The 24,023-nt window shown below is 35.1% G+C and carries 15 protein-coding genes; 9 read left to right on the plus strand and 6 right to left on the minus strand.

Annotated features, from left to right (window positions below; all coding sequences use genetic code 11):
- Nucleotides 1-113 precede the first annotated feature (113 nt).
- The 4 genes from NEF87_RS07635 to NEF87_RS07650 all read right to left on the minus strand — a co-directional run bounded on the left by NEF87_RS07635 (nucleotide 114) and on the right by NEF87_RS07650 (nucleotide 15,631).
- Complete coding sequence (locus NEF87_RS07635) at nucleotides 114-1,247, minus strand: hypothetical protein (RefSeq protein ID WP_457919311.1); 1,134 nt, start codon at nucleotides 1,245-1,247, stop codon at nucleotides 114-116.
- A gap of 1 nt (nucleotide 1,248) precedes the next feature.
- Entirely contained in the window at nucleotides 1,249-7,266 is a 6,018-nt protein-coding gene (locus NEF87_RS07640; protein ID WP_457919312.1) for a LamG domain-containing protein, read from the minus strand.
- 360 nt (nucleotides 7,267-7,626) lie between these two features.
- On the minus strand, nucleotides 7,627-8,760 hold the full coding sequence (locus NEF87_RS07645) for a hypothetical protein (protein ID WP_457919313.1): 1,134 nt from the start codon (nucleotides 8,758-8,760) through the stop codon (nucleotides 7,627-7,629).
- 1 nt (nucleotide 8,761) lies between these two features.
- Nucleotides 8,762-15,631 carry a hypothetical protein gene (locus NEF87_RS07650; RefSeq protein WP_457919314.1) on the minus strand — a complete coding sequence of 2,290 codons (6,870 nt, stop codon included), beginning with the start codon at nucleotides 15,629-15,631 and terminating at the stop codon, nucleotides 8,762-8,764.
- Nucleotides 15,632-15,949: 318 nt separating this feature from the next.
- Here NEF87_RS07650 and NEF87_RS07655 point away from each other — a divergent pair, with 318 nt between their 5' ends.
- The 5 genes from NEF87_RS07655 (at nucleotide 15,950) to NEF87_RS07675 (ending at nucleotide 18,633) form a co-directional block, all read left to right on the plus strand.
- Entirely contained in the window at nucleotides 15,950-16,435 is a 486-nt protein-coding gene (locus NEF87_RS07655; RefSeq protein WP_457919315.1) for a hypothetical protein, read from the plus strand.
- Between the two features lie 385 nt (nucleotides 16,436-16,820).
- Complete coding sequence (locus tag NEF87_RS07660; RefSeq protein ID WP_457919316.1) at nucleotides 16,821-17,429, plus strand: PadR family transcriptional regulator; 609 nt, start codon at nucleotides 16,821-16,823, stop codon at nucleotides 17,427-17,429.
- A 256-nt stretch (nucleotides 17,430-17,685) separates the two neighbouring features.
- Complete coding sequence (locus NEF87_RS07665) at nucleotides 17,686-17,925, plus strand: hypothetical protein (protein WP_457919317.1); 240 nt, start codon at nucleotides 17,686-17,688, stop codon at nucleotides 17,923-17,925.
- 45 nt (nucleotides 17,926-17,970) lie between these two features.
- Entirely contained in the window at nucleotides 17,971-18,378 is a 408-nt protein-coding gene (locus tag NEF87_RS07670) for an Hsp20/alpha crystallin family protein (protein WP_457919318.1), read from the plus strand.
- Nucleotides 18,379-18,429: 51 nt separating this feature from the next.
- On the plus strand, nucleotides 18,430-18,633 hold the full coding sequence (locus NEF87_RS07675; RefSeq protein WP_457919319.1) for a hypothetical protein: 204 nt from the start codon (nucleotides 18,430-18,432) through the stop codon (nucleotides 18,631-18,633).
- A 70-nt stretch (nucleotides 18,634-18,703) separates the two neighbouring features.
- On the opposite strand, the gene NEF87_RS07680 is transcribed toward NEF87_RS07675, so the two are convergent.
- Entirely contained in the window at nucleotides 18,704-19,981 is a 1,278-nt protein-coding gene (locus tag NEF87_RS07680; protein WP_457919320.1) for an MFS transporter, read from the minus strand.
- 190 nt (nucleotides 19,982-20,171) lie between these two features.
- On the opposite strand from NEF87_RS07680, the gene NEF87_RS07685 reads away from it, so the two are divergent.
- The 3 genes from NEF87_RS07685 (at nucleotide 20,172) to NEF87_RS07695 (ending at nucleotide 22,388) form a co-directional block, all read left to right on the plus strand.
- Complete coding sequence (locus NEF87_RS07685) at nucleotides 20,172-21,464, plus strand: peptidase U32 family protein (protein WP_457919321.1); 1,293 nt, start codon at nucleotides 20,172-20,174, stop codon at nucleotides 21,462-21,464.
- Between the two features lie 41 nt (nucleotides 21,465-21,505).
- On the plus strand, nucleotides 21,506-21,874 hold the full coding sequence (locus tag NEF87_RS07690) for a hypothetical protein (RefSeq protein ID WP_457919322.1): 369 nt from the start codon (nucleotides 21,506-21,508) through the stop codon (nucleotides 21,872-21,874).
- 214 nt (nucleotides 21,875-22,088) lie between these two features.
- A complete protein-coding gene (locus tag NEF87_RS07695) occupies nucleotides 22,089-22,388 on the plus strand; it encodes a hypothetical protein (protein WP_371805865.1) in 300 nt (99 codons plus the stop codon).
- On the opposite strand, the gene NEF87_RS07700 is transcribed toward NEF87_RS07695, so the two are convergent.
- On the minus strand, nucleotides 22,385-22,531 hold the full coding sequence (locus NEF87_RS07700) for a hypothetical protein (protein WP_457919323.1): 147 nt from the start codon (nucleotides 22,529-22,531) through the stop codon (nucleotides 22,385-22,387). The two genes, NEF87_RS07695 and NEF87_RS07700, sit on opposite strands and share 4 nt — an antisense overlap.
- A 124-nt stretch (nucleotides 22,532-22,655) precedes the next feature.
- Here NEF87_RS07700 and NEF87_RS07705 point away from each other — a divergent pair, with 124 nt between their 5' ends.
- Nucleotides 22,656-24,005 (plus strand): MFS transporter, encoded by a 1,350-nt coding sequence (locus NEF87_RS07705; protein WP_457919324.1) that lies wholly within the window; start codon nucleotides 22,656-22,658, stop codon nucleotides 24,003-24,005.
- The last annotated feature ends 18 nt before the right edge of the window (nucleotides 24,006-24,023 follow it).

Genomic DNA, 24,023 nt, shown 5'->3' on the forward strand with positions numbered 1-24,023 from the left:
TGAAAGCAGAAAGTCCAAATAAGAATGTCAAATTAAAAAATGAAACCTTACTTGGACCATATTTACAATAAATAAAGAAATATTTAAAAAATCAAAAAAGACTAAGTGAAGAATCAATCAGCTGCGACTTCTTCCTTCTTTTTCGCCACCGCTTTCTTCAATTTCGCTTGAGCATAATATTCGTCTTTCATCATATCCAAGGCTTTTAACAGCGCATTCGGATTTTGAGAGCGGGTACGATACTGTTGACGAATGTTGTCAATATTATAGCGCGGATAAAAGCGTTCAATGAAGAAATCCGAGGTCAAACAGAAATATTCATTGTTCTTATCGTCTTGGAAGACCGCAATCATCTTGGTTTCCCACATGGCTTTCAGAACCCGATCCACATCATCCACCCCTTTCTTCCGAAGTTTTTCCAAGTCATTGCGGGTCACCATCGCTTCCCGCATCAATTTGATCACTTCGTAGCAAGCTGGATCCAACAGAACTTTATCAATGATCGCCAAATTATCTGCTTCGCTGGGGACATACAGTTCAAAGAAATTCCGCACTTCCTTGATGTAAGAATCCTTCAAGGATGCAGGCAAGTGATGATCCACCGGATCTTTAACCAGCTCCACCGGAGGGGTGCGTAAGACCATGATATCTTCAGTTAAAAAGACCAAATCAGAAGATAACCCCTTCACGGAAGCGATTTTCACGAGCCCAAGTTTCACCATCCCCGCCAAGAGGTTTTCCACATCCACAAAACCCTCGCGGTATTGATCCTTCATCCAAATCGAGATTTCAGATTTCGAAATGGCAGTTTCTTCCCGTAACCGATTCAGCAACATCCGTTTTACATCACTATTTAATAACATCCCATAGCGTTGTTCTTCGGTTAACGTTGGATAGACCGACAGACGTTGGAACAAGGGAGGCAAAATCGAATTTAAGGAATCCGACTCCAAATTCATCAGAATCTGGCGTGTAATTTCCGCTAAGCCCTCTTCATACACATCCCCATCTTCTTCAGCGGTGAGTATCAAGATCACATACACTGCCGATTCGGGTCCAGTATAATAGGAAGCGAGGTTGACCGCCCCTGCCGTCAATGACACCATTCCCGCTTCACCGGTAAATTCATGCTGAGAATACAGCTGCATCAAGGTTTTCTCTTGAATTACCACTTCTTCAGGGTAGGCACCTAACACTTCGACCCCTACCCGTTCATCCCAATGCATAATGACTAATCCGGTTGGCATTTTAAAGCCCTCCTACTTTTTCATCACCTGAAGTGACATTTGCATCCTTATTAGATTTAACTTCATCGAGATTTAAAACTGCTGCTAAATCTAAATCGATTAAAGACCATCGATTTTTTAACCTTTCTAATATTTCGTTCTTAGCAGACACTGTAATTAACTCATCTCCAATGGAACGCTTCTTTTCTATGTCCTTCTTAGTGGCGTCAATTTGCTTGATTATTAATGGAATATTGGCATACTTGATATAACTGTATGTTGCAAGTATTACTGCCATAGCTCCAATTGTAGCTCCAATTATCATCCAGGATCGATAAGTGACTCCTATTAGTGGATCTATAGGTAATCCAACTTGAAAAGCAATAGGAATAGAAGTTGTTGTATAATTTTCCCTTGTAATAATTATATTAAATTGATAGGGTTGATTTCTTGCTTCTAATAAAGCTAATTCATCTAAACTTAAGGTAATGGAATACACTCCAGCTGTGGCAGAATCTTCAATCAAATTGTACGTTTTTCCATTCAATTCAAAAGAGACGGATACATCAGACAAACTGATTCCACTAATTTTATCAGCAATATTAATACTAAAACTAATTTCCCTATTTTTCGGTGTAAATATAGTATTATTATCGATATTTAATCCAGTTTGCAAGGAGAATTCTTTTCGTAAACAATTGAAAAATGCAGAAATTGTTGTAGATGTATAATTTTCAAGAAAACTAGTGACATAAATTTTGTATTCACCAATTTTAATTGCATTTAATGAGAATTGATACAATCCATTACTTAGATCATCGAGAATTCCACTTTGAAGTATTTGAGACTCATCTTCTCTACTCACAATTTGATAATTCAATTGTGCACCTTCTATGTTTTTCCCATAAATCGCACTACTTTCATCAGTTACATTTAATTTAACGGAAAACTTTGTAGATTGATCTAAGATCAATTCAAAAGACTCTACATTTTGGATTTCAGTAGTTGAAGGAGTCAGACCAGTTCGAAGGGCTGTGATCCATATATATGGGCGAATCGATGCATTTTGGTATAATGAATAGTCTAGAGTTGGAATAGCATAAAATACCCCCGACGATTCGACAGATACAACACTAGTATTAAACCAAATTAAATAGTACCCACTTCCATAATTCGGATTATTTTTCAAATTTTCCCAATCCCATAATAACCCTCGCTGATTTTCACCTAAGCTTAATAATTGTAATTCAATCCCTTCCACTTTATGAGTAATATTTAATGAAAGGACATCAGCAGCATCTAATGCCACATCAGAACGTGTTGGATCGACACTTTCATATCTTACAACGAAGGATGAGATATTATTCCAAGGGTATACTGTTGGAGGAGTAATGATCTCCAGATTTGTATCCCAATAATCTAAAATCTCAAGATCGAGATAAATTGATTTGCTTTCATAGTAGAGCTTGGAAGCTTGAATCTTAACATCGTATTTCCCAATGTCATATAAATCAACATCAATGGAACAATTATAAACACCATTTCCATTGTTGAATAATGGAATTTCTGCATTATCTTCAACACCTTCAATGAATGCAGATACTGACGCACTCAAACCGAGATAGTTTTCAGATAAATCTGTATAATTGATTTGGAAGGTAATAATTTCTCCTTTAGCACCTTTCATATAAGTAGATGTGTAAGCAAATAAGTTATCGATAGACACATCTAATACTGTCGGATTTGCTATAATTTGAAGGGCGTATGTTTGATCAACTTCCTTATAGTTGGTTTGATTTCCAAAAATTCTTAGAGTATAAATTCCAACAGGTAAATTCAAATTCACAATTGAAAGATTGTATGTACACCAGTTATCATCCATATCTTGATTCAAAACATATTGTTCAAGTACCCCCGAAACACTTCTACCTACTACTTCATAATTTAAAATGGCGTTAGAAATGTTTCTCATTTCAGGATAAACACTATAATAATCTACTTGAAGGGAAAGTGCACTATTCCATTGAATAACAAAATCTTCACCCTCATTTTTCATTTCGAGATAAGAATTGAAGTTCAATATTTCTATTTCAATCTCTAAAAACGAATCTTGAAGATCCGTTTTATTCAATAATAAACTAAAGATATAAGTGCCAGCAAATAATGATTCTGTGTAAAATGAAAGATTATAAAAACCAGAACCAACATCAAGATCTCCAATATTAGTTGAAGAATTCACAATTTGATTCGAATCTTTCCGTAAAAGTGACCAAACACCTCCTGCACCTATAATAGGGACACCATCTTGAATATCTTCAAAATATAATTCTAATGAAAATATTTCTCCATAATAAACTTCTATAGAATAAGGTTCAATTGTGGTAATATTTTGTGAAGACCAATACTGAGAGCTAAACGAAGAGATAGTCAACTTAGTCTTATGTTCTTGAATAGAAACGTTGAATACTACAGAAGTTAAGCTAGTTAGTACAATAGTGTTTGTTAAGTTCTCATCTTGTCCGATATCATTTCCAATGATAAAACTACGCAATTTGTTTTTCACAGATACAGAAAAGTTCCATTGTGTTGCTGGTAATCTAAAAGTAACTATTCCATCACTGTTGGTTAAACTTGAGGTGATGTTAACATTCACACCAGAAGTTGCATTCATTAACGTGACATTTGCCGACCGTAAAATTTGATCATCATAATCTGAATAATAAATATCAGCAACAAAAATATTCAAGGTTGTTAGATTACAATTAAATATATCATAATAACGCCTACCATCAGAACCAATAGAAAACGTAATATCTTTGGTAAATATAGTATAGTTAACAGCATCATTCACAGAATATTTTACAGAAAATGACCATATATCATCATATAGTCCTTTAAAGGACACATTTCCAAATGAATTGCTTTGTTTTATAGTAATATCTTCGCCGCTGCTATTTGATATTTGAATAAATGCCCCTTCAATGATTTTTTGGTCAATATCTTTTAAATTAACCATAATTCTGGCATCATAATTTTCGACAGCAGTTCCTTTAATAACCCTAGGATCATTCTGTAACCCTTTGGCTCGAATTTTTGTTATACCACCATCATAATTATCAAAAACTTGACCGTACATCGTGAATGTCATCGTATCTCCTGCAGGTACCGCTTGAGCACGAATTTGAAAAGAATTTGAAAGACCCCCTACCCCTAATGTCGCTCGATAAAGATAAGAATAAGATGTAGTTGGAGCAATATCCCAGACAGTTCCAACTCCAACCATATCATTTTCATCCCACATTGTATGCCAAGCTTCCTTACGGAATAGATAAGTTGCTGTAGTATCAATTGAACTATAACTATCATCTGTACAAAATTCCTTTGATCCATCGATTCCTAAATCTGCATCGTCATCAAAATTCATCCCTCCAAATCCATAAGCTGTATCTTCGTCAACTGGTTGAGACCAATCATTTGTAAAAGTCCAGTATCCAGCACCTACTGCCGTTTTTGCATAGATTTGGTGATCAATTTTTATTGTATCATCAAGATAATTCAGAGTATAAAATCGTTCGTAGATAAAATCTGACGAATCAAAAACCATCTTCATAACTACTCGGATTGGACCACTTGAAACAATTTGTAAACTTGATAGACCATAAAAACAATTGTATGGCTCAGTATCATATCGCTGAGTTATTCCACCATATTGCCAATCTTTCAAAGCCCAGCCTCGACTTGTCCCTGGATTAGTTAAAGTTTTACCGGATCTAAGATCGGTCACCTCATAAATATGATCATGATATTGACCAACAGGAGGCAAACCTTCAGCCAAGGATATTTGAATCTTAGAGTTTCTAATTGTAAAATCATCGTTATCATTCATGATATAATCGAGAGCACTCGAACTTGTATAATTAACAGCGTCTTTATAATCAAATTCAGTATTGTCAAAATATATGAAATAAAATCGAGAACGTGATGAAGTAGTTTTCCCATCTGCCACCCAACAAAGAGTCCCTTTTGCGTTATTCTCTGCAATGAAATATTCATCTTTATCAAATTGATAAGGAATTTCTCGAGATTCTCCCGAAAATTCATCCCATTCAATAATTCGAATTGAATTTTCGTCAAATGTGGAAAACACCCCTAAATCAGTGAATATTTCAGTAAAATCCAATTCTTCTTCTATTAAATAATTACTGTAATAATGGTTTCCTTTTGGGGACGATAAATTCAAATTCAATCGATAGCTCCATTGGGCATCCCACCATGGAGCTTCAGAAATCATAGCTAAATTTGATTGATATTCACGATACGTTGGAGGATTCACATATATTTCAGGCATTCCCATAAATGAAGAAGTTTGATTTAAATAAGCATAACCACCAAAATAATTGTTATTAATAATTGATTCTACTTCTCCAGTTGTATTGAAATATACGTAGTATTTTCTTACTTCACGAGTGTAGGTAGTTGATAAGGCAAGATCTGGGATTTCCGTTAAAACATTATTACTACTTGAAAAACCAGTCGTAAAACCCCAATTCGAATCACCATCCCTATTTCTGTAACGTACCAATAAGGAATGCCACCCTTTAGTCACCTTAGCCAAATTATATCGTATATATTGAGTTAAATCCGCGGTTGAATCATTATAATTATAACCTCGATTTACACCGTCCCAATAAAGCCACATATCATCAAGTCGTTCAGCAGTAAACCAAGTATATGTTGAATCAACAGTTTCAGGAAAATATATATAGGTTTGCGCCCAAGCATAATGATTTGTACCTCCTGGTACACCCAAAGGCACGCTAAAATCAATATAATTACCATTACTTAGGTATTCATCCCATTGATATCCAAAAGTAATATCATCTGGACTATAATAGTTTTCTAAATTTATCACTCGAGTTTCCGTACCAACCACGGCCCAATTTCGAATAAAGCCTCCATAAGTATTATTACAAGATATTGTATCGGATCCATTTTTTATCCAAGAAATTGTAGCAGTTGCATTTAATTGTGAATCAAACCCAATAACTTCATCATCCCAATCAATAGTCATTGTACGCTCGCCGTTCAAACTAGAAGTAGAATTATATTCAACTAAAATTGCAGAATCTAAGTCAATATCTGCAGATAATCGCATATTCGAAAGCTGGTCAGTAAAATTTATTTTTTGAGAGAGAGTTTTATCTGTTTCCAAATTCATTTCATCAGTTACATCAATGGAAAATCTATATTGATATTCATTACCGTCAGAATACCATGGATCTTTTTGATCGCCATTATATATATCCACAATTTCTTCATCTGTTAGTTCCACATCATAGATACGTATGTCGTCGAGATAATCTGCAAAACGATAGTTATTTGATCGATAATTTCCAAGAATATACACTTCTGACATTGTTTTTCGGTTAGCACTCCCCAAAAATTCCCCATCTATATAGAAATCAGTTTGAGAATCATGACCTGTTGCGACTAAATGATGCCATCCGGTATAAGAACTCAAGTCATGACCTATTCCAGACCAACCCGCATCATAAGTTCCTAAATCATAAGTGTTAGGATAACCCCCAACCCAAAATTGTCCTTGACCACATACTAACATTTGCCACCTACCAACTTGGACAATATCTTTGAACCAAGCAGATATGGTCCATTGTTCATCAAGATCCACATCATTTATTAAACGAATACGTGAATTGGATTCTGGAATATCCAACACATTTCCTCTTTCGGGATCTAAATATTGACTCACGACTTCAGGAGTTCCGTCATGACCATTATTTGTGACATCGCGCCCCAAATCTTCGGAATCTTCAAAATCATAATGAGCAACTAAATGATCTGAGGCAATAATACCACTTGATCTAATAGATGCAGTATTTTCAGACTCATCGCCAACCAGATTTTCAAATGCGTCTGATGCGATATTAGAATCTAAAAAACTACTCATTTGAAGACTACTACTACACACGATAAATAGTATGCTTATAATTTTTACTTTATTTTTGAGAGATTTCAACATATTTTCATTCTCCTTTTTAAAAATCTTAATCTGCATTTATAGTTTGTATAAGTCGTATATTTATTTTTCGCTCATCCCCATAGATTTTGGAATTCCAATACAATAATGGAAATTGAAGTTTTATCAATTTCTTTCACATTAGAACCATTCCTTATAATAATGGATTTTTCTTTTGTTATAATCGAATTAAGGAATCAAAATGCTAAGGAAATTTGATAGATTAATTCACATTTAAGAGTTAGAAGAGGTTATTCCATATCCAGAAATGAGAAATGGTAAAAATCAAAAAAAATGTTGAAGAAGTAAAATTGGTTAAATTGTTTTTAGGAAGTAAAAAAAATTAAAAAATTACGCCACGAATTATTCTACTGCGACTTCTTCCTTCTTTTTCGCCGCCGCTTTCTTCAATTTCACTTGGGCATAATACTCGTCCTTCATCATATCCAAGGCTTTTAACAGCGCATTCGGATTTTGAGAGCGGGTACGATACTGTTGACGAATGTTGTCAATATTATAACGCGGATAAAAACGTTCAATGAAGAAATCCGAGGTCAAACAGAAATATTCATTGTTCTTATCATCTTGGAAGACCGCAATCATCTTGGTTTCCCACATGGCTTTCAAAACCCGATCCACATCATCCACCCCTTTCTTCCGAAGTTTTTCCAAATCGTTGCGAGTCACCATGGCTTCCCGCATCAATTTAATCACTTCATAGCAGGCCGGATCCAAGAGTACTTTATCGATGATCGCCAAATTATCCGCTTCACTGGGGACATACAGTTCAAAGAAATTGCGTACTTCCTTGATGTAAGAATCCTTCAAAGATGCCGGTAGATGATGATCCACGGGATCTTTGACCAACTCCACCGGAGGAGTACGTAAAACCATGATATCCTCGGTTAAAAAGACCAAATCAGAAGATAACCCCTTCACGGAAGCGATTTTCACAAGCCCAAGTTTCACCATCCCCGCCAAGAGGTTTTCCACATCCACAAAACCTTCGCGGTATTGATCCTTCATCCAAATCGAGATTTCGGATTTCGAGATGGCGGTTTCTTCCCGTAACCGATTCAATAACATCCGTTTGACATCACTATTTAATAACATCCCATAGCGTTGTTCTTCGGTTAACGTTGGATAGACTGATAGACGTTGGAACAAGGGAGGCAAAATCGAATTTAAGGAATCCGACTCCAAATTCATCAGAATCTGACGCGTAATTTCCGCCAATCCTTCTTCATACACATCCCCATCTTCTTCAGCGGTGAGAATCAAGATCACATACACTGCCGATTCGGGTCCGGTATAATAGGAAGCGAGATTGACCGCCCCTGCCGTCAATGACACCATTCCAGCTTCACCGGTAAATTCATGTTGGGAATAGAGTTGCATCAAGGTTTTCTCTTGAATGACCACTTCTTCAGGGTAGGCCCCTAACACTTCGACACCCACCCGTTCATCCCAATGCATAATGACTAATCCGGTGGGCATTTTAAAGCCCTCCTACTTCTTCATCACCAGTGGTAATGACAGAATCTGATGCAGTTTTAACATCATTCACCCCTAAAATCGAAGCAAGATCTAAATCTAAAATATCCCATCGATCTTTAAGACGTTCAACAATTTCTTCTTTGGAGCTTATTGAGATATTGGATTCACCGATCTCATTGTTCTTTTCAATATCTTTTTTCGTTGCATTAATCTTTTTGATAATCATCGGAATATTTGCATATTGGACATACTTGGTCACTCCTGCAATAACTATTGCCAATAATCCCACTGCACCACCAATAAATACAAAGATCTTTGGAACACCTACATTTCCTACAGTAAATTCTGGAGGTGTTACTGAAATAGTAATTGTAAATGGCTCAATGGTATAATTTGCTTTATCTACTGAAACGATTGCAATTTCGGTTTTTGCTGCAAGTAGTGCGTTATAATCGATGGAAGCAGTATCTATCACATATCGATATGTTCCAAGAGTATCAGTTTCTTCGACAGTCCAATTACTACCTCGATAGTTCATTGAAACTGCTGCCCCCGTTAAAGGTGCTTGAGCGACGGGATCATATAAAGAAAATTCGATCACAATATTTTCACCTTCAGGCATTTCAACAATTTTATCCGCCAATTCAGCGCTCAATGTTAGAGATATTGGTTTTTCTTTAATATTCAAAGTAATTGACGCAGATCGTTCAATATAATTTGCTTGACCCAAATGAACAACAAAGAAATACATTCCAACTTGACGTGTAGCAGTATTGAAATCAAGGAGATATTTTCCATCCCCAATATCAACCAATTGGCCTTCATGAGTTATGCCTTGGAATTCCCATTCGTAGTAAGCAACAATTGCATTTGAAATGCCAACGTATTCACTATCCTCATAAGCGAAAATCATCTGATATCCTGTGGTCACATTAATTGAAGTATCCAAATTTACAAATATGGAATTATTAATACTCGTTTGAATCCGATTGATTTTTACATTTATCACTAAGTTTTGAGTTTGATATTGATATTTTGTGGCTTCAAGATGCATAGTATAAGACCCAACACTTAAAAACTCAGTAGAATTTAGTTCGATCTCATATACTCCTCCACCAATCGGAGTCAAATACCCTGTAAAACCAGAAACTTGTCCAACATAATAAGAAATTTCCCCATCCGTTATTGGTCCGTCATTATGAGTATCGAAGAAAGAGACTGAAACGGTGAAATTTTCCTTCCATGTTTTATCAAATGACGTTGCTTCTGCACTTATAGATGTGGAAATACCATTAACATAGACGGTGATATATATTTGATTCGTTTCATATTGCGACTTGGTGAATTTAACTCGGAATGTGTAAGTTCCTTGTTTACCAAAATCAATCGTATTGAGTTCAAGAGTATATAACCCCATTCCAGAGTCTGTGAAGATCCCATTACCATATCCAACAGCGGAATAGGTTACTGGACCTCCAATTATGGCGGCAGGAACACTGAGGTTTCTAATATCCATAAGGTTTACAGAAATATTAAAAATATCTCCCCAATATGCCACTTTTTCATCATCTATATGATTAGAGGACAAAGAAGTTGGAATTATCTTGATGGTCAAAACAATTAAAGCTTGGCGACTTCCATATGTTTCTGCGAAGGCATCCAATTGAATGGTATAGGTACCGTTTTGACCAAACTGTGTTGTATTAAATTCCAAACGGAATTCATTAGAACCTATATAATTCAAAAATCCTGTAATTTCAGATAAAGAAGAGACATTATACGAGATTTGACCACCAATTACTTCTTGAATATCTTGAGGATCTACAACATCTTCATAATATGCACCAATTGTAAAATTCTCTCCCCAGAAATATTCAATTTCATCTGAATAGATTAAAGTTAGATTTGTTTTGATTAAATTAATATCTACAATAACTGTTAACTGTCGAGATTGATATTCATCCTTACTCGCTACAACGATGAAAGTATAAGTTCCAGCTCCAGGAAAATCGTCATCAGTATTAAATGTGATATTGTAGGTACCACCACCAACATGGGAAATAGTCCCAGACGCAGAATACCCACTTGGTCCAGAAACCACATAAGAAATGGATCCATCGGTAATTGCTATAGGATTCTGTGAATCAGAGTTATCCAAGTAACTTACAGATATGTTAAAATTCTGATTCAATTGTTTTGAAATAGTTAATTCATCTGCTGTCAAAATTGTAGAAATAATTGAAACATCAACGGTTAACACTACCTGTTGAGTCAAATATTGATTTTTCGTTGCAGTCATGGTTATGGTATAAGTTCCATTACCTCCAATATCGGTTTCAGAATTTAATGATAAATAATAAATTCCTGAGCCTTGAGGAGTAAGAAAACCAGAAGCAATTACACCTACAGGACTTATGGTAAAAGAGACGGTTCCATCATTTATCGGAATAGAAGACGCAAGTTGTTCATCCGTAAAAGTAACCGAAAGAACAAAATTTTCACCCCAGATCACTTCAATAACGGAATCACCATTAAGAACTAAATCTGTAGGTACAATGGAAATAGTTAACACTATACTCATTTGAACGGTTTCATATTGGTTCTTTGTTGCAGTGATTGTAAAAGTATAAGTTCCTGCGTGATCAAAATTAATTGAATTGAAATCAAAGGAATACACACCTGGATTGCTCGATTGATGATTAAGGATACCTAAATCTGAATATCCTGAACCCGAGACACTAAAATCGACATTGCTATCAAGAATAGGAGAATCATCTCTAGAATCAGTTAAAGTAACAGAAACAGTAAACCCTTCACCCCAAAATACATCAATTTCATCATTCCCGACCAAATTAACGGGAATCTTGGAAATATTCAAGAGAATGGATAACGATCTAGTTCCATAATTTACTTTACTCGCTTCAATTTGGATCGTATATGTTCCAGCACTAGTAAACACAGTTGAATTTAATTCCATTTGGTAATTTCCATTTGCAATATGAATCAGATCTCCAAAAATTGCACTCTTTCCAACTACAGAATAAGAAACACTTCCATCTGTAATGCCAATCGGCGATGCTGGAATTGTTAAATCTTCATACGTCAATGAAAGGGTGAAATTCTGATTCCAAAATACATCAATTTGAGATTCAAGGGAAGTTAAATCAGTTGGTCGAATATCAATATCAACGGAAATAACAATTACTTTCTGCTGAAATTCTTCCTTAGTTGCTGTAATAGTATAATAAAACGTCCCACCGCTTTCAGGGAAGTCATCCGTATAAAATACGGTAGAATTATAAATCCCAGATGATGTATGAGTTAAAGTTCCAGAACCTGTATAACCATCGGGACCACTAACTGAATAAGAAACAAGATCTGCATTTGTAATTGGGAGAGAACTGCTGTTATGTTCATCATAATAATTAATAGACAACACAAAAGATTCTCCAAAATTTCGGGATATTTGTGTACTTGCTGTGCTGATGGACGTTGGGATAATATTTACATTTATAGAGACCCACATCTGCTGACTTTGATAGTTATCTTTTTGAGCCACAACCTGTAGGGTATAGGATCCTGTCGTACCGAAACTTGTAGAATTCAGGGTAATATTATAAATTCCAGCTTCATTTGATTCAGAAATATAATAAGCATTGAATTCAGGATCACCAACCAAGTTATAATAAACTGTTGCCCCTGAGACAGGTAAATTATTAATTGTATCAGTAAAGTTTACTGAAAGTGTTAAGTTTTCATTCCAATATTTCTCAAGCGCACTAGCGTAATCATCACGATTAATATCGGTTGCGATAGGAAGTATTATCAAATCGATCCAAGTATTTTGACTTGTATAGTTTTGCAGAGTAACAACTATCTCCAGGCGATATTGTCCAATTTCCAAGGCTTTCAACGTATCTATCTCATAAGTATAGTTAGAAAATTCACCTGAAGATTGCTCCGAAAATAATGCATTCGTTTCATAATCCCAGTTCAATAATACACTTGCTCCCGAAAGATCTTGTGAATTATGCTGATAAACTAAAGTGACATCAAATTGTTCACCCCAAATTTTTGATATCACCACTTTATTAATTTGAGCTTGATTAGACTCGTCAATAATAGAGACCGAAGTATCTAAATTGAAGACTTGAAGAGGAATTGTGGTTTTATTATGTACGGGGTATCCAGCTTTAGTTGCAACCGCTTCAAGAGTATAATAATTGCCACCCACAAGATTGGAAGAATTGAGAGTAAATTGATATATTCCTTGAGATATCCGTTGCATAGAACTAGTTAAGACCAGCACCAACTCTTGATCGTATACAAAATAGTTGATGTTATCAGCATCCAGCAATGCAAACGGATCTTCACCATCGGAACTTGAGAAATTCACTGCAAAGGATTGAGATTCTCCCCAATAAAGATTCACTCCTGTGGAATTAATTTCAACTTTTGTTTGATAACTAGATAAATCCAGAAAATCCACCAGTACATCTTTTGTTTCTGCAGTGTCCATTGAAAAATCGAGACTAGGACTCCAACTTCCAACAGCCAGGGGATCAAAAACCCAAGAAGTTTTATTCAAACTTTGAGGTTCCCCAACAAATTCGATTCCAAGAGAGTAATTACCGTAGGATGATGGTGTATATCTAAAATAAGTATAATCTATTTGCCCATCGGTTGGAGTAGTTATATTTGCTATAGACTCCGACGAAGAAGCATTTGAAAACATACAGATTGCATTGGACAAAGGTTGATTTGATCCATCTTCTTGAGTAAGGGCGCTAACATTGAATGAAATTGTGGTCAAATTGGCCGTGATAAATTCAGTGCTTCTTTCATAATAGCTGACATTGATTTTCCCACTCTGTGCCGAAGATGTATCGCTTATTTGGAATCTAAGATCTTTTACATCAATCCCATTTGTCGAGACTGTTATATTTGAGTTTTGAATACTTGCATTGTGCAATAATTCGACTTCAATATCTTGATAATTTGTTCCATAAACATAATATTCAGTAATGTTGGTATCAAAATTAATAAAATCAGCGGTTACATACCCGATTCGCTTTGAATTAAATAAAGAAGCATCCAATGAAATAATAAAAAGAGTTCCACTAGTAAAGTTTCCAGAACCTGCATCAAAATTGGATTGATCAATCAAATCCAGGGTAATCAAATCAGATGATTCAGTGGAAGTTCGAGTCATCGTTCCATTATAGATACTAAAAATGGGATCATTGTAAACATAAGTTGCTGGCAAGAAAGTAGTATCATAAAAGACTTCGTAATCAAATTGATTAGAATAATTCTGACATCGAATTGTGGTATAGCCATTTGAATCCACTGTGCTATTTGCAAGAATTTCTTGACTTATTGAATCATTATACACCACCACCCTCGCATTTGAGATCGGTAAATCATCAAAATCATTAACATGAAAATCCATGGACCAAATGTTAGACTGGATCAAAATGCTATAATCAAATTCATCTAAAAGGACTTCATCAATAAACGCTGCAATGAATGTTTCAGTCCTTCCTTCAGAAAGATATTCAATAGTAATATTGTATCGTTGATTAATTAAAACATTGGTAAAAACCGTATAACCATTTTCATCTGTTGATTGAATTTGCTCAAATACACTATCAGTTTTATTGATCGTAACCACAGCATTAGGCACCGGAAACCCATCAATATCCAATACTTGAACTTCAAGGTTTGAAGAGACAGACTCGATAGCACCTAATGTTGGAATAACATCATTCGTTTTGTGTTGATTAACAGTAACGTTCCAAATTGACATATCATCGAATAAGACATAGTTGTTGAGGGAACGACTGGAATCATCATCAAAAATGTAGACCAAATATTCAATATCAGTTGCAAAACTACTCAAATCAACATTAAAATTATTCCACTCACCCAATGCGTCAACATAATCGCCTTGTTCCAAATAAGCCCAAGTTTGCGAACCAGAATTTTGTATACCTAAAAATTCATTTGTATAACTAGTTCTTACATTGGATACAGCACATCCGACAATTTCTGCCGTCCCATATGCTTCCCACGCAAAAGTACTGTAAGTTAACCAAGTTTCCCCTATAACTGGTATTGGTGCACCCACATCTTGAGCTCTCCAATCATTATACTCAATTCTCATAGAAGAAGCTCCACGATGGACTTCATCAGAGTATAAATAATAATCATCATAGCCATCATCGTTCCCGTCATAAAAATCCAAAATTACTCCACTCAGAGTACTTCTTTCAAACCCTTCATGAAAAAGCCGAAGTGGGCCATAATTCAAGCCCCGTGTATCAGGATGTCTTATAATAGGGTCATTCAACGCGTTAGTATTACCTAAGCAGAAATAGAGGAAATATGTTTTGGATATTGAGGGTCCAAAACTTCCCTCAATGATCCAAGCAAGCTCTCCATTATCAGAAGTATCGGATATAGCAGGATCATATTGCATTGGAATAGAATTTGCTGAACCAGAAGTAGTTTGTTCAATCAACCTTAAACTACTTGCATTAACTCTATTATTTAAATCAAACTCGTTAAAATATTCTGTAAAATTCAAATAGAGTTGAACAGGCGCATCAGTTTGAGAAACCCCATTTGGTGAGACTTCAATTTCTATCCTATATTCATATGATTCATCCCACCATCGGAAACTACTTGCTGCTGATGAAATAGGATTTGCAATCATTTCATCCAGATGTGTTTCCTTTTTTTCCAACATATTTTTTTCGTGTAGAACATTACCTTGACTAGATTCACTAAATATATTTGAAATTATTGAATCATTGCAAAGAAAAATACTGAAAATTACAATAACTGTGATTGTTTTTTTAAATTTCATACCTTCATTTTCATTCCTTTAAATTTTTGTTCCTTATCTAACATCTTACATAGGATCATATTTTAAAATAATCTTTTTTGTGATTTAACTAGGTGATCTTTATCATTTTGTCAAATTAATTGACTTTCATGAATGATAATTGGACCAATACAAATAGAATCAAGTTAATTTTAGTAAAAATACATTTTAATTTCCCGTTTTTTAGGGATTAATCTGGTTTCTTTAAAGAATGATGAAAATCTGACTGTAATCAAGGAGCGATCAAGACCTTCATACTAAGCAAATGATTTTTAAGGTAGAACTACATCAATGACATGTATGAGACAATTTAGGATCAATTTTGAATGTGAGATATGTGGTCTTGATACGAAGAGTTATTCCACTCAAATTCATAGATGTGTTGAATGTGGAAGGATCAAGTGCGCAAATTGTCGTCAGGGAGACTTTTGTATCAATTGTTATGAAAAATTAACTTTTAATCTCAAAAAAGAATTTGAACAAAAAAGAATTATTTGGCGATTATTATACACCCTATTCGCTTTTGGAACAATAATATTCACAATTTTCTTATTCATGAACAAATTATTTTCCCATCCTAAGGCGAACTTGGGAATTGGAGGTTTATTTCTTGTTATGATAGGTTTCATCGGATTAAATAAATATTATGGATGGATCCATGGTCCCCTTTATCACGTAGCAGAGCATCTTGCGGCGCAAAATTTTTCATTTTTGCGAGAAAAAGAAAAAGCTCAATCAAATCAAGTCAAGGAAGAAATCATCGATATGCACAATGCCACAAATTGAACTTAGAAAATAAGGAAACTAACTCATACGATTTTATTCAGTTAATCAAAAATGGTCAATATTCCTCTTTCAAAAAAGAAGTTTTGAACACACTCACCCAATAAAACCATATTTTTTTTTCCCAGCTTTTGAAAAAATGGGATTTTAATAGCAAAATACAAGTTTAGATAACAAATTTTGGATATGAGAGCGTAAGAACTATAAGTAGAAGTATAGAGAAGTCCAATGATATTTTCAAGGATAATTTTGCATATTGTTAACAGAATGTTGTCAAAAAACACTTCGAATGCGAAGCTTTAAATTAACGTTTTGTTATTATTATTTTAGAGTTCGAAAACGAATACTTCGAAATCGAATAATTCGTACAAGAGGAAATCGGAAAAAAATGTTCCCGCGTAAAGCTTTGGATCTAATCATACTATCAATTCTAAATGACAACACCGAAGGATTATCTGGTTATTCATTAGTGATGAAAATTAAAGAATTCTTTCCGATAACAAATGTATCCCCCGGCACAATCTACCCAAAACTCAAGAAACTTAGTGATGCAAATGATATCAAAGAACTGGAGAAAATATACAAAATCACAGATCAAGGAAAACAACGATTACAAGAGAGTACACCAAAGATTATCGACGATACCCTTAGCTTTATGCCCAAACTCTATAAAATATTGATTGGCACTTTACCTTTCAATAAAAGAATGAATTATATGTCAGACATTCCTTCTTGTTTCCATTTTGGAGCCGGTCACGAGTATGATGAAACAATATTTTCAAAAGAATCTGTTTGTTCATCCAATATCTCCGGTTCTTTAAAACACTTGACAGCTATGAAGGAAAAACTCGAAGAATCCAAAATTCGAATTCAACAACAAGCAGACCAGCGATTGCAACATATCGAGAAACGTTTAAAAGCAATACAACAGAAAATCGATGAATGTAATAAGGAAAAAGAACAATGGACCAAGATTCCAATCGTGGAAGATGATTGATTCATACCTTTAACATTCAGCTTTTGCAATTATGAATTTCATAAATTCACACCATTTTTTAAAACACCAACCCAAACCCCAACTACAAGACCAAACAAAAAAAAAACCCAACCAAAACCCAACCATAAGACCAACCCTACCCCAAACCATCAACCAACAGACCTGGAGATGATGTCAAAAAACACGAAACCATCCACCTAAACAACTGAATAAAATCATTTTTTTATGAACTATCTGATACTATGGAGACCTAGCGATGTCCGAAGGACTTACAATTGACCAACTACAGAATCCGGCATGGGAAGCCATCTTTGATCAACAGATTTTCATGCCACAAGATCTCATGGAGATAAATATCCAAACACCAAACGAACTATCCGTAAAGGAACAAGTGGCCAGTAGAACTGGTAAAATTGAACAGAAAGATTGGAAATATTTTAATCAGAGTAACAAGCAACTTAAAACTTTACAGAAACGATACCCCTATCTCTATTAAATTTTTTTAGAAACACACCATTAACACACAGGAGACACACGACACATGCACTACACACACGGATGCCACGGACCAAACCCCCAAATGTTTCAATTCTACATGAATAAATATGCGGGGTATATGCCCTACGATTTAGAAGAAGACGAAGGGACATACTATGTCACTATGCCCTTACCTGGATTTGATGTCAAAGATATCGAAGTTTCTGTCAAAGGAGATGCAATTCTGATAGAAGCAAAGAAACCACAAGAAAACACCGAAAAAGACCCTCCAAAACGGAAAAAAATTATAAACATTGGAGATGCAATATGGAAACGGCCGATTAGCGTAAAAATTCCGGTTCATGATGAAATCGATCCGGCAAAAGTAAAAGCTAAATTAAAACGCGGAATTTTAGAAGTAAATTTTTCTAAAAAACCAGGGATGAAAGTTCCTATCGCTGAAGAGGAATAAAATTCCATTCTAATTTTTTTCTAGTTTATCTAACAAAAAAGAAGTATGAAAATGACCCCGCCCACTAATTCTCCGAAAATTCAAGTCAATGAAAACCGCTTAATCTTACTGAAGAAAACGCGGAGCGAGACTCATAAACTAAAAATTGACAACCATCAGCCAATAAAGCAAATGTGGGGACCCACTAAACAATATTTTGCATCCCTCGAAAATATTTATAACGAAGTGTTACAACCAAAAGTTGAAAGAGACTGAGATAGAGAGTAGTTCACCAAAAAATACTTGCAAATTTCGATATTATTCGTCAAACATTTCACTTCTCAATTCAATTAACAATTATGCTGTTTTTTCCCACTTTTTCAGCCATAAATGGTTTCAAGAAGAAGATAGATACCCAGTATAATGGGACTAAGAATATTTCAACGAAAATCGAGATAATGAATGGAGCCCTATGATCAACACGATCCCAGACTAAACCTCCAATATTAGGCCCAAAAAATCCACCCAAAAGTTTCATCCATTCAGCCATTCCGAAGATTTTCCCTCGATGTAATTGAGAAGTCCGGCTAAGGACATTTTCCATTAAAAGTAGATTAGCTCGTGCGAAAGTGAAATCAAAGGTGAGCAAAAGACTGAAAACAACGGGAGAAGAAGTCTGAATGAGAAACCAAGTCATTGCCCCACCGATACAACTTAAGAATAAAATACCCACACGTGGATTGATGCGATCACAAATTTTCCCCATGTAGGGCGCCATCAATAAGGAGGTAATTTGGGCGGGAAAATATATGAGCATGACGAGAGTAGGATTTTGGATGATATTTTCAATCAGATAGACTTGCAAAAAGGGTTCAGCCAAAGTATCGTTCATCCGGCTTGCCATCAGAGCAAGAGTTAACAAAAAAAATGCCCCTAAAAATTTCTTGGACATTTTGTTTGATTCCATTTGAGTGGGTAGACCTTCAGAGGAATTTTTGATTACAAGTTCAGATTGCTCGTTACGATCACTATTATAAGAGAAGATTTTTTCTTTTTTAAACTCCGCAAACGAGTAATGCTCATCCACATTTCGGTAAAAATACAGCCCTGCAAAGATATTAATAACTGCAAAAATTAGAAAGGGGGAATAGACGATTAATAACTTATCCGGAATAAAATGGTGAGCTAAAGTGAAAACAGAAAAGCTGAAAGCTGAACCAGCCAAACTCCCCCATCCAATCATGCTACTCCTTTTTCCGTAGGCTTCTGATCGAAAGTATTTATTCGATTTTTCCGCAACGAGTGAATTGAAGGGGGGCCAAAAAAATCCCACTAAAACACCTTGGGTAAAAATTCCCGCTCCAAAGAGAGGTATGGAGTGCAACACAATGGATAAATAATACATAATATAAGAAATACAACGACCTAAAGCCCCCACCATGACAAGTTTCTTTTTAGAGACCCGATCTGTCAGATAACCGATTAAGGGAGTGCTAAGAAGTCTTCCAAAAGCTTGAAGAGAGACGATTAAGCCCATCTCAGATCCACTAGCTCCAAATAATTGAATCGGTACATAAGAAACAATAAAGCCAAAAAAGAGAAATCCAAGACTATTCCAAAACACAATTTGAATCATCGGTTTAAAATCAGGGGTAACGATAGGATCATTAATCGATTGTGCTCGCTTTTTTATTTGAAATGGTATGATTTATCCCCAGATCAAATGAATGGAGGATGAAATAAGTAAGTTATCAATTTTCACAAACGACAAATAGGATGATTACTTTACCTTAACCAGAAAGTGATTGTCTGTTATGACCTCAAAAATTCCTTCCCCAGAACTCTTAGCTCCGTTGAGTAATTGGAAATCCCTCGAACCTCAAACGAATATTTTAAGAAATGCTGACGCCTTTTACTTTGGTTTAGATACAAATTTTTCCATGCGAGCCAGAGCAGACAATTTTTCAATAGATGATTTGACCAAACTTGTCACTACTATCCACGAAGCCCACCGAAAATGCTATCTCACCACCAATATCTTGATATATAATACTGAACTTGTTGAATTACACCAAACAATCAAATTGGCAAAAGACGCAGGTGTGGATGCTCTAATATGTCATGATCTTGCAACAATAATGATAGCAAAACAGGTAGGAATCCCCTTTCATATCTCTACTCAAGCGAACATTTCAAACAAAATTGCGGCAAAATTTTATGAATCACTTGGAGCAGAACGCCTTATTCTCGCACGAGAAGTTAATTTGGAAGATATTAAGGATATAGTTTCAGAAGTTTCTATCCCGGTAGAGTGTTTTGTGCACGGAGCAATGTGTACTGCGGTTAGTGGCCGATGTTATCTCTCTGCCGACTTGATGCAACACAATTCTGAATTTTCAGCAAATCGCGGAAAATGCGTCCAACCTTGCCGTCGGTATTTTACTTTCCAAGGAGAAGAAGGGGAATTATTAGATTATGATCAATTTTCTGGTATGTTCTTTAATGCTAAAGACTTATGTATGATCGGCCATATTCCGGAATTAATTGAAGCGGGAATTGCGAGTTTCAAAATTGAGGGCCGAATGCGCGATCCACTATATCTTACAGAAGTTGTTGGGTGCTATCGCGAAGCTATTTCAAGTTATTATGAAAATACATACACCCAAGAGAAAGTGGACAAATGGTTGAATAAATTAACTCATGTATTTAATCGTGGCTTTCATACAGGGTATTATTTTAATCGTCCAAACATTGAAGATATAGAAAAAAATGTACGAGGCAACATATCAACTTGGCAAAAAAAACAAATTGGAAAAGTAACCAATTACTATCGCAAGGCAATGGCCATCGAAATAGATCTCTTTGATGAATATTTGCACGAAGGACAAGAAATTGTGATTGAAAACCGATCTTCTTTTTTTCATAAGCAAATAATTACCTCACTTCAATTGGAAGGCGCATTAGTTGAGGAAACACCAATGGCGAATCGCGAAAATCATATTATTGTAGGCATCAAAGTAGATCGTCCTGTGCCAATAAATGCCCTCGTGTATATCATGGAAAATCGTTCTAAACCAAAAATATTTCCCAAGAAGGATCATATATAAGCAATCTTAACAAAATAACTAGTGACATGTTTCGTGTTAAAATGAATAAGTATCTTGCACAGTTTGCTGAAGTATCAATTCTGCGATCCACCGGAAGTTGCAATTTTTTCGGATTAGAATCGAAAGGCCGAAAGCAGATACGAGGGAATGGAGTCTTAGTACTCACAACCCAAGAACTTTGTTTTCAAATGTATCTGCCCACAAGAGAATGGCGCATCCCTTTGTCATCTATTACATCAATAGAAACCCCAAAAAGTCACTTAGGTAAAACCAAATTTCGTCCTTTATTAATGGTCAAATTTATCAACAATGAAGGACTACCCGACTCGATAGCATGGTGGATTTTAGAATTAGACAAATGGGTTAAAGATATCCAGCAAGCAAGGGAGAAGGCCAAATCTAGTTTTTAACAATTCTAAGGAAAATTACCAATCTTTTTCTAATACTAACGCATGGCTAATCCCCCATTGTTTGTCTCTTATATATCTTTAGATTAGAGAACCGCTACCAAATTTATGAGTGAAATTAAGAAAATTTAATCTATCTTTTTTTGTCGTCATTTTATTGCAATTTTTCCAATATGAATATTATTAGTACTCACCTTCCTACTTTCATTGTATAACGATGGCTAGACGAGTTGTTCTACGATGTCCAATTTGTGGAAAGGCCTCCCTCCATAAGTTAAGTAATGATCTCATAACTAAAAGAGAACAAAATTCATTGGGGATAGTGCCAATATTGGTTGATCATGTGGTATGTGAGCACCTCTTTTTGATTTATGTAGATGCTCACATGGCTATAAGAAACTATATGCCTGTTTCAAATTTCAATGACCATCCTTATGAATTAAAAATTGAAGAAAAAAAGATTTTGGGGTTTAATTCAGCCCCATTAAAAGAAAAAGAACAAGTTACTGCATATTAAACAAGAATTCTGTCTTTCTGCTCAATTATTGGTAATTCAAAGATTTTATCTTTGTTTGGATTTCGTTCCATTCTTATCTCTATCCTATCTTCAATGAAATGCATAATGTTATTGGGATCCATTAGTTTTGCGATATTAGTCATATTTTACAACCCTCCATTATATTGCGAAGCCCAATTATAAAAAAGTCTATAAAAAAATGGACAATTGGTAATAATTTATTCGAAAAAATTATGAATCTATTTTAATTAAACAATTTACGCTAAAATGGCTAAACTCACAGAAAATAGCAATAGTTTCTCAGAAAAAGTTACCCCTGATTTTAATTCTATGATAAAAATCTTGTTTTGGAACAGTATGGGCTTTTTTTTCTTCAATTTCATGGTCCCCTATGTAACTGGACAATTGATGGATGCTTCTGGAACACAATTAGGATTTATGTTTTCAGCTTTCACAATTGGGGCGATAATTTCCACACCTCTTGTTGGTTATTTTACCGATAGAAGTTCGAAGAAAAATTTAGTGCTTTTTGGTTCTATCGGTAGAGGAATATCCTATATTTGGATGTACATAACAATCTTATTTCGATCTTTAATTGGATTTACAGGCTCAATGCTCTTTTTAGGTATGTCTGTAGGCGTTTTTTGGCCTCCCTTCAATGCTTTGGTTTCGGAAAAATCCAATAAAGAAAATAGGTCCACAGCATTCGGTAAAAGTTATGGTAAAATGGGAATTGGAAATTTAGTAGGGGCTTGTATCGGTGTTCCAATTTTTGTTGTTATTGACAATTTTTTCCCAGGACTCGAATTTATCCAATATTCACCTTTACTTCTTTATGCTATTTCAAATTTTTACGCTGGGATCTACTTCTCTAAAAATGTTGATGAAGATCTGACTTATGATCGCTTCCTGAATTCAGAAGTTGAATCGCTTCCACAGCAAAATATGGAAAAATTATCTAATAATGAAGAGGATGTCAAGGAATTTTTAAAATCTGAACCTTCAAAAGAACCATTTTTTAAAAATATGCCGAAGGGGTTAGCTTTTGGGCTTTTACTTATGATTTTGGGAATGTTTTTTGCCAATATGAATGAATCCATGGCTTACCCATTTTTACAAGCATATTTAACGGCCAACATCCAAGATAATGCGACAATTATTATGCTCATTTATTTTCCATCAGGCATATTAACACTGATTATTTCCCCCAAGATTGGTGAACTCTGTGATAAGATTAACCTCCCTTTGGGTGTAGCCCTTTCATCTTTTTTAGGTGCCCTTACTACGTTTTTCTTGATTCGAACGGATTCAGAAATTCTGTTTTCTCTTTTATTAATTATTGATTCCACATTAGCAACTGCAGGAGGTCTAATATTGCAAAATGTGATGTCCCGAGTGAATAAAACTAACCGTGGGAAACTTTTCGGATTACAAGGATGGTTAGGTCGTTTAGGAGGAGTTTTGGGCCCAATTATTGGAGGCTTGGCTTGGGATAAATTTGGAACTCAATCTCCTTTCATTATTAGTATTTTTGTTGAATTGGCTTTAATTCCCATATTTATTCTGACCCTGAAAACTTTGGAACCAGTTATGGAGGAAAAAATTTCTAAAAAATAAAAAAAAACGAAAAATAAA

The organism is Candidatus Lokiarchaeum ossiferum (genome assembly GCA_025839675.1).
GTDB lineage: Archaea > Asgardarchaeota > Lokiarchaeia > Sigyniarchaeales > Promethearchaeaceae > Lokiarchaeum > Lokiarchaeum ossiferum.

What these genes read in the sequence shown, in the direction of transcription:
- NEF87_RS07705 (WP_457919324.1), top strand. Translation starts at nt 22,656, where the DNA reads ATGGCTAAACTCACAGAAAATAGCAATAGTTTCTCAGAAAAAGTTACC.
- NEF87_RS07685 (WP_457919321.1), top strand. Translation starts at nt 20,172, where the DNA reads ATGACCTCAAAAATTCCTTCCCCAGAACTCTTAGCTCCGTTGAGTAAT.
- NEF87_RS07665 (WP_457919317.1), top strand. Translation starts at nt 17,686, where the DNA reads ATGTCCGAAGGACTTACAATTGACCAACTACAGAATCCGGCATGGGAA.
- NEF87_RS07670 (WP_457919318.1), top strand. Translation starts at nt 17,971, where the DNA reads ATGCACTACACACACGGATGCCACGGACCAAACCCCCAAATGTTTCAA.
- NEF87_RS07675 (WP_457919319.1), top strand. Translation starts at nt 18,430, where the DNA reads ATGACCCCGCCCACTAATTCTCCGAAAATTCAAGTCAATGAAAACCGC.
- NEF87_RS07650 (WP_457919314.1), bottom strand. Translation starts at nt 15,631, where the DNA reads ATGAAATTTAAAAAAACAATCACAGTTATTGTAATTTTCAGTATTTTT.
- NEF87_RS07690 (WP_457919322.1), top strand. Translation starts at nt 21,506, where the DNA reads ATGAATAAGTATCTTGCACAGTTTGCTGAAGTATCAATTCTGCGATCC.
- NEF87_RS07700 (WP_457919323.1), bottom strand. Translation starts at nt 22,531, where the DNA reads ATGACTAATATCGCAAAACTAATGGATCCCAATAACATTATGCATTTC.
- NEF87_RS07645 (WP_457919313.1), bottom strand. Translation starts at nt 8,760, where the DNA reads ATGCCCACCGGATTAGTCATTATGCATTGGGATGAACGGGTGGGTGTC.
- NEF87_RS07660 (WP_457919316.1), top strand. Translation starts at nt 16,821, where the DNA reads ATGTTCCCGCGTAAAGCTTTGGATCTAATCATACTATCAATTCTAAAT.
- NEF87_RS07655 (WP_457919315.1), top strand. Translation starts at nt 15,950, where the DNA reads ATGAGACAATTTAGGATCAATTTTGAATGTGAGATATGTGGTCTTGAT.
- NEF87_RS07640 (WP_457919312.1), bottom strand. Translation starts at nt 7,266, where the DNA reads ATGTTGAAATCTCTCAAAAATAAAGTAAAAATTATAAGCATACTATTT.
- NEF87_RS07695 (WP_371805865.1), top strand. Translation starts at nt 22,089, where the DNA reads ATGGCTAGACGAGTTGTTCTACGATGTCCAATTTGTGGAAAGGCCTCC.
- NEF87_RS07635 (WP_457919311.1), bottom strand. Translation starts at nt 1,247, where the DNA reads ATGCCAACCGGATTAGTCATTATGCATTGGGATGAACGGGTAGGGGTC.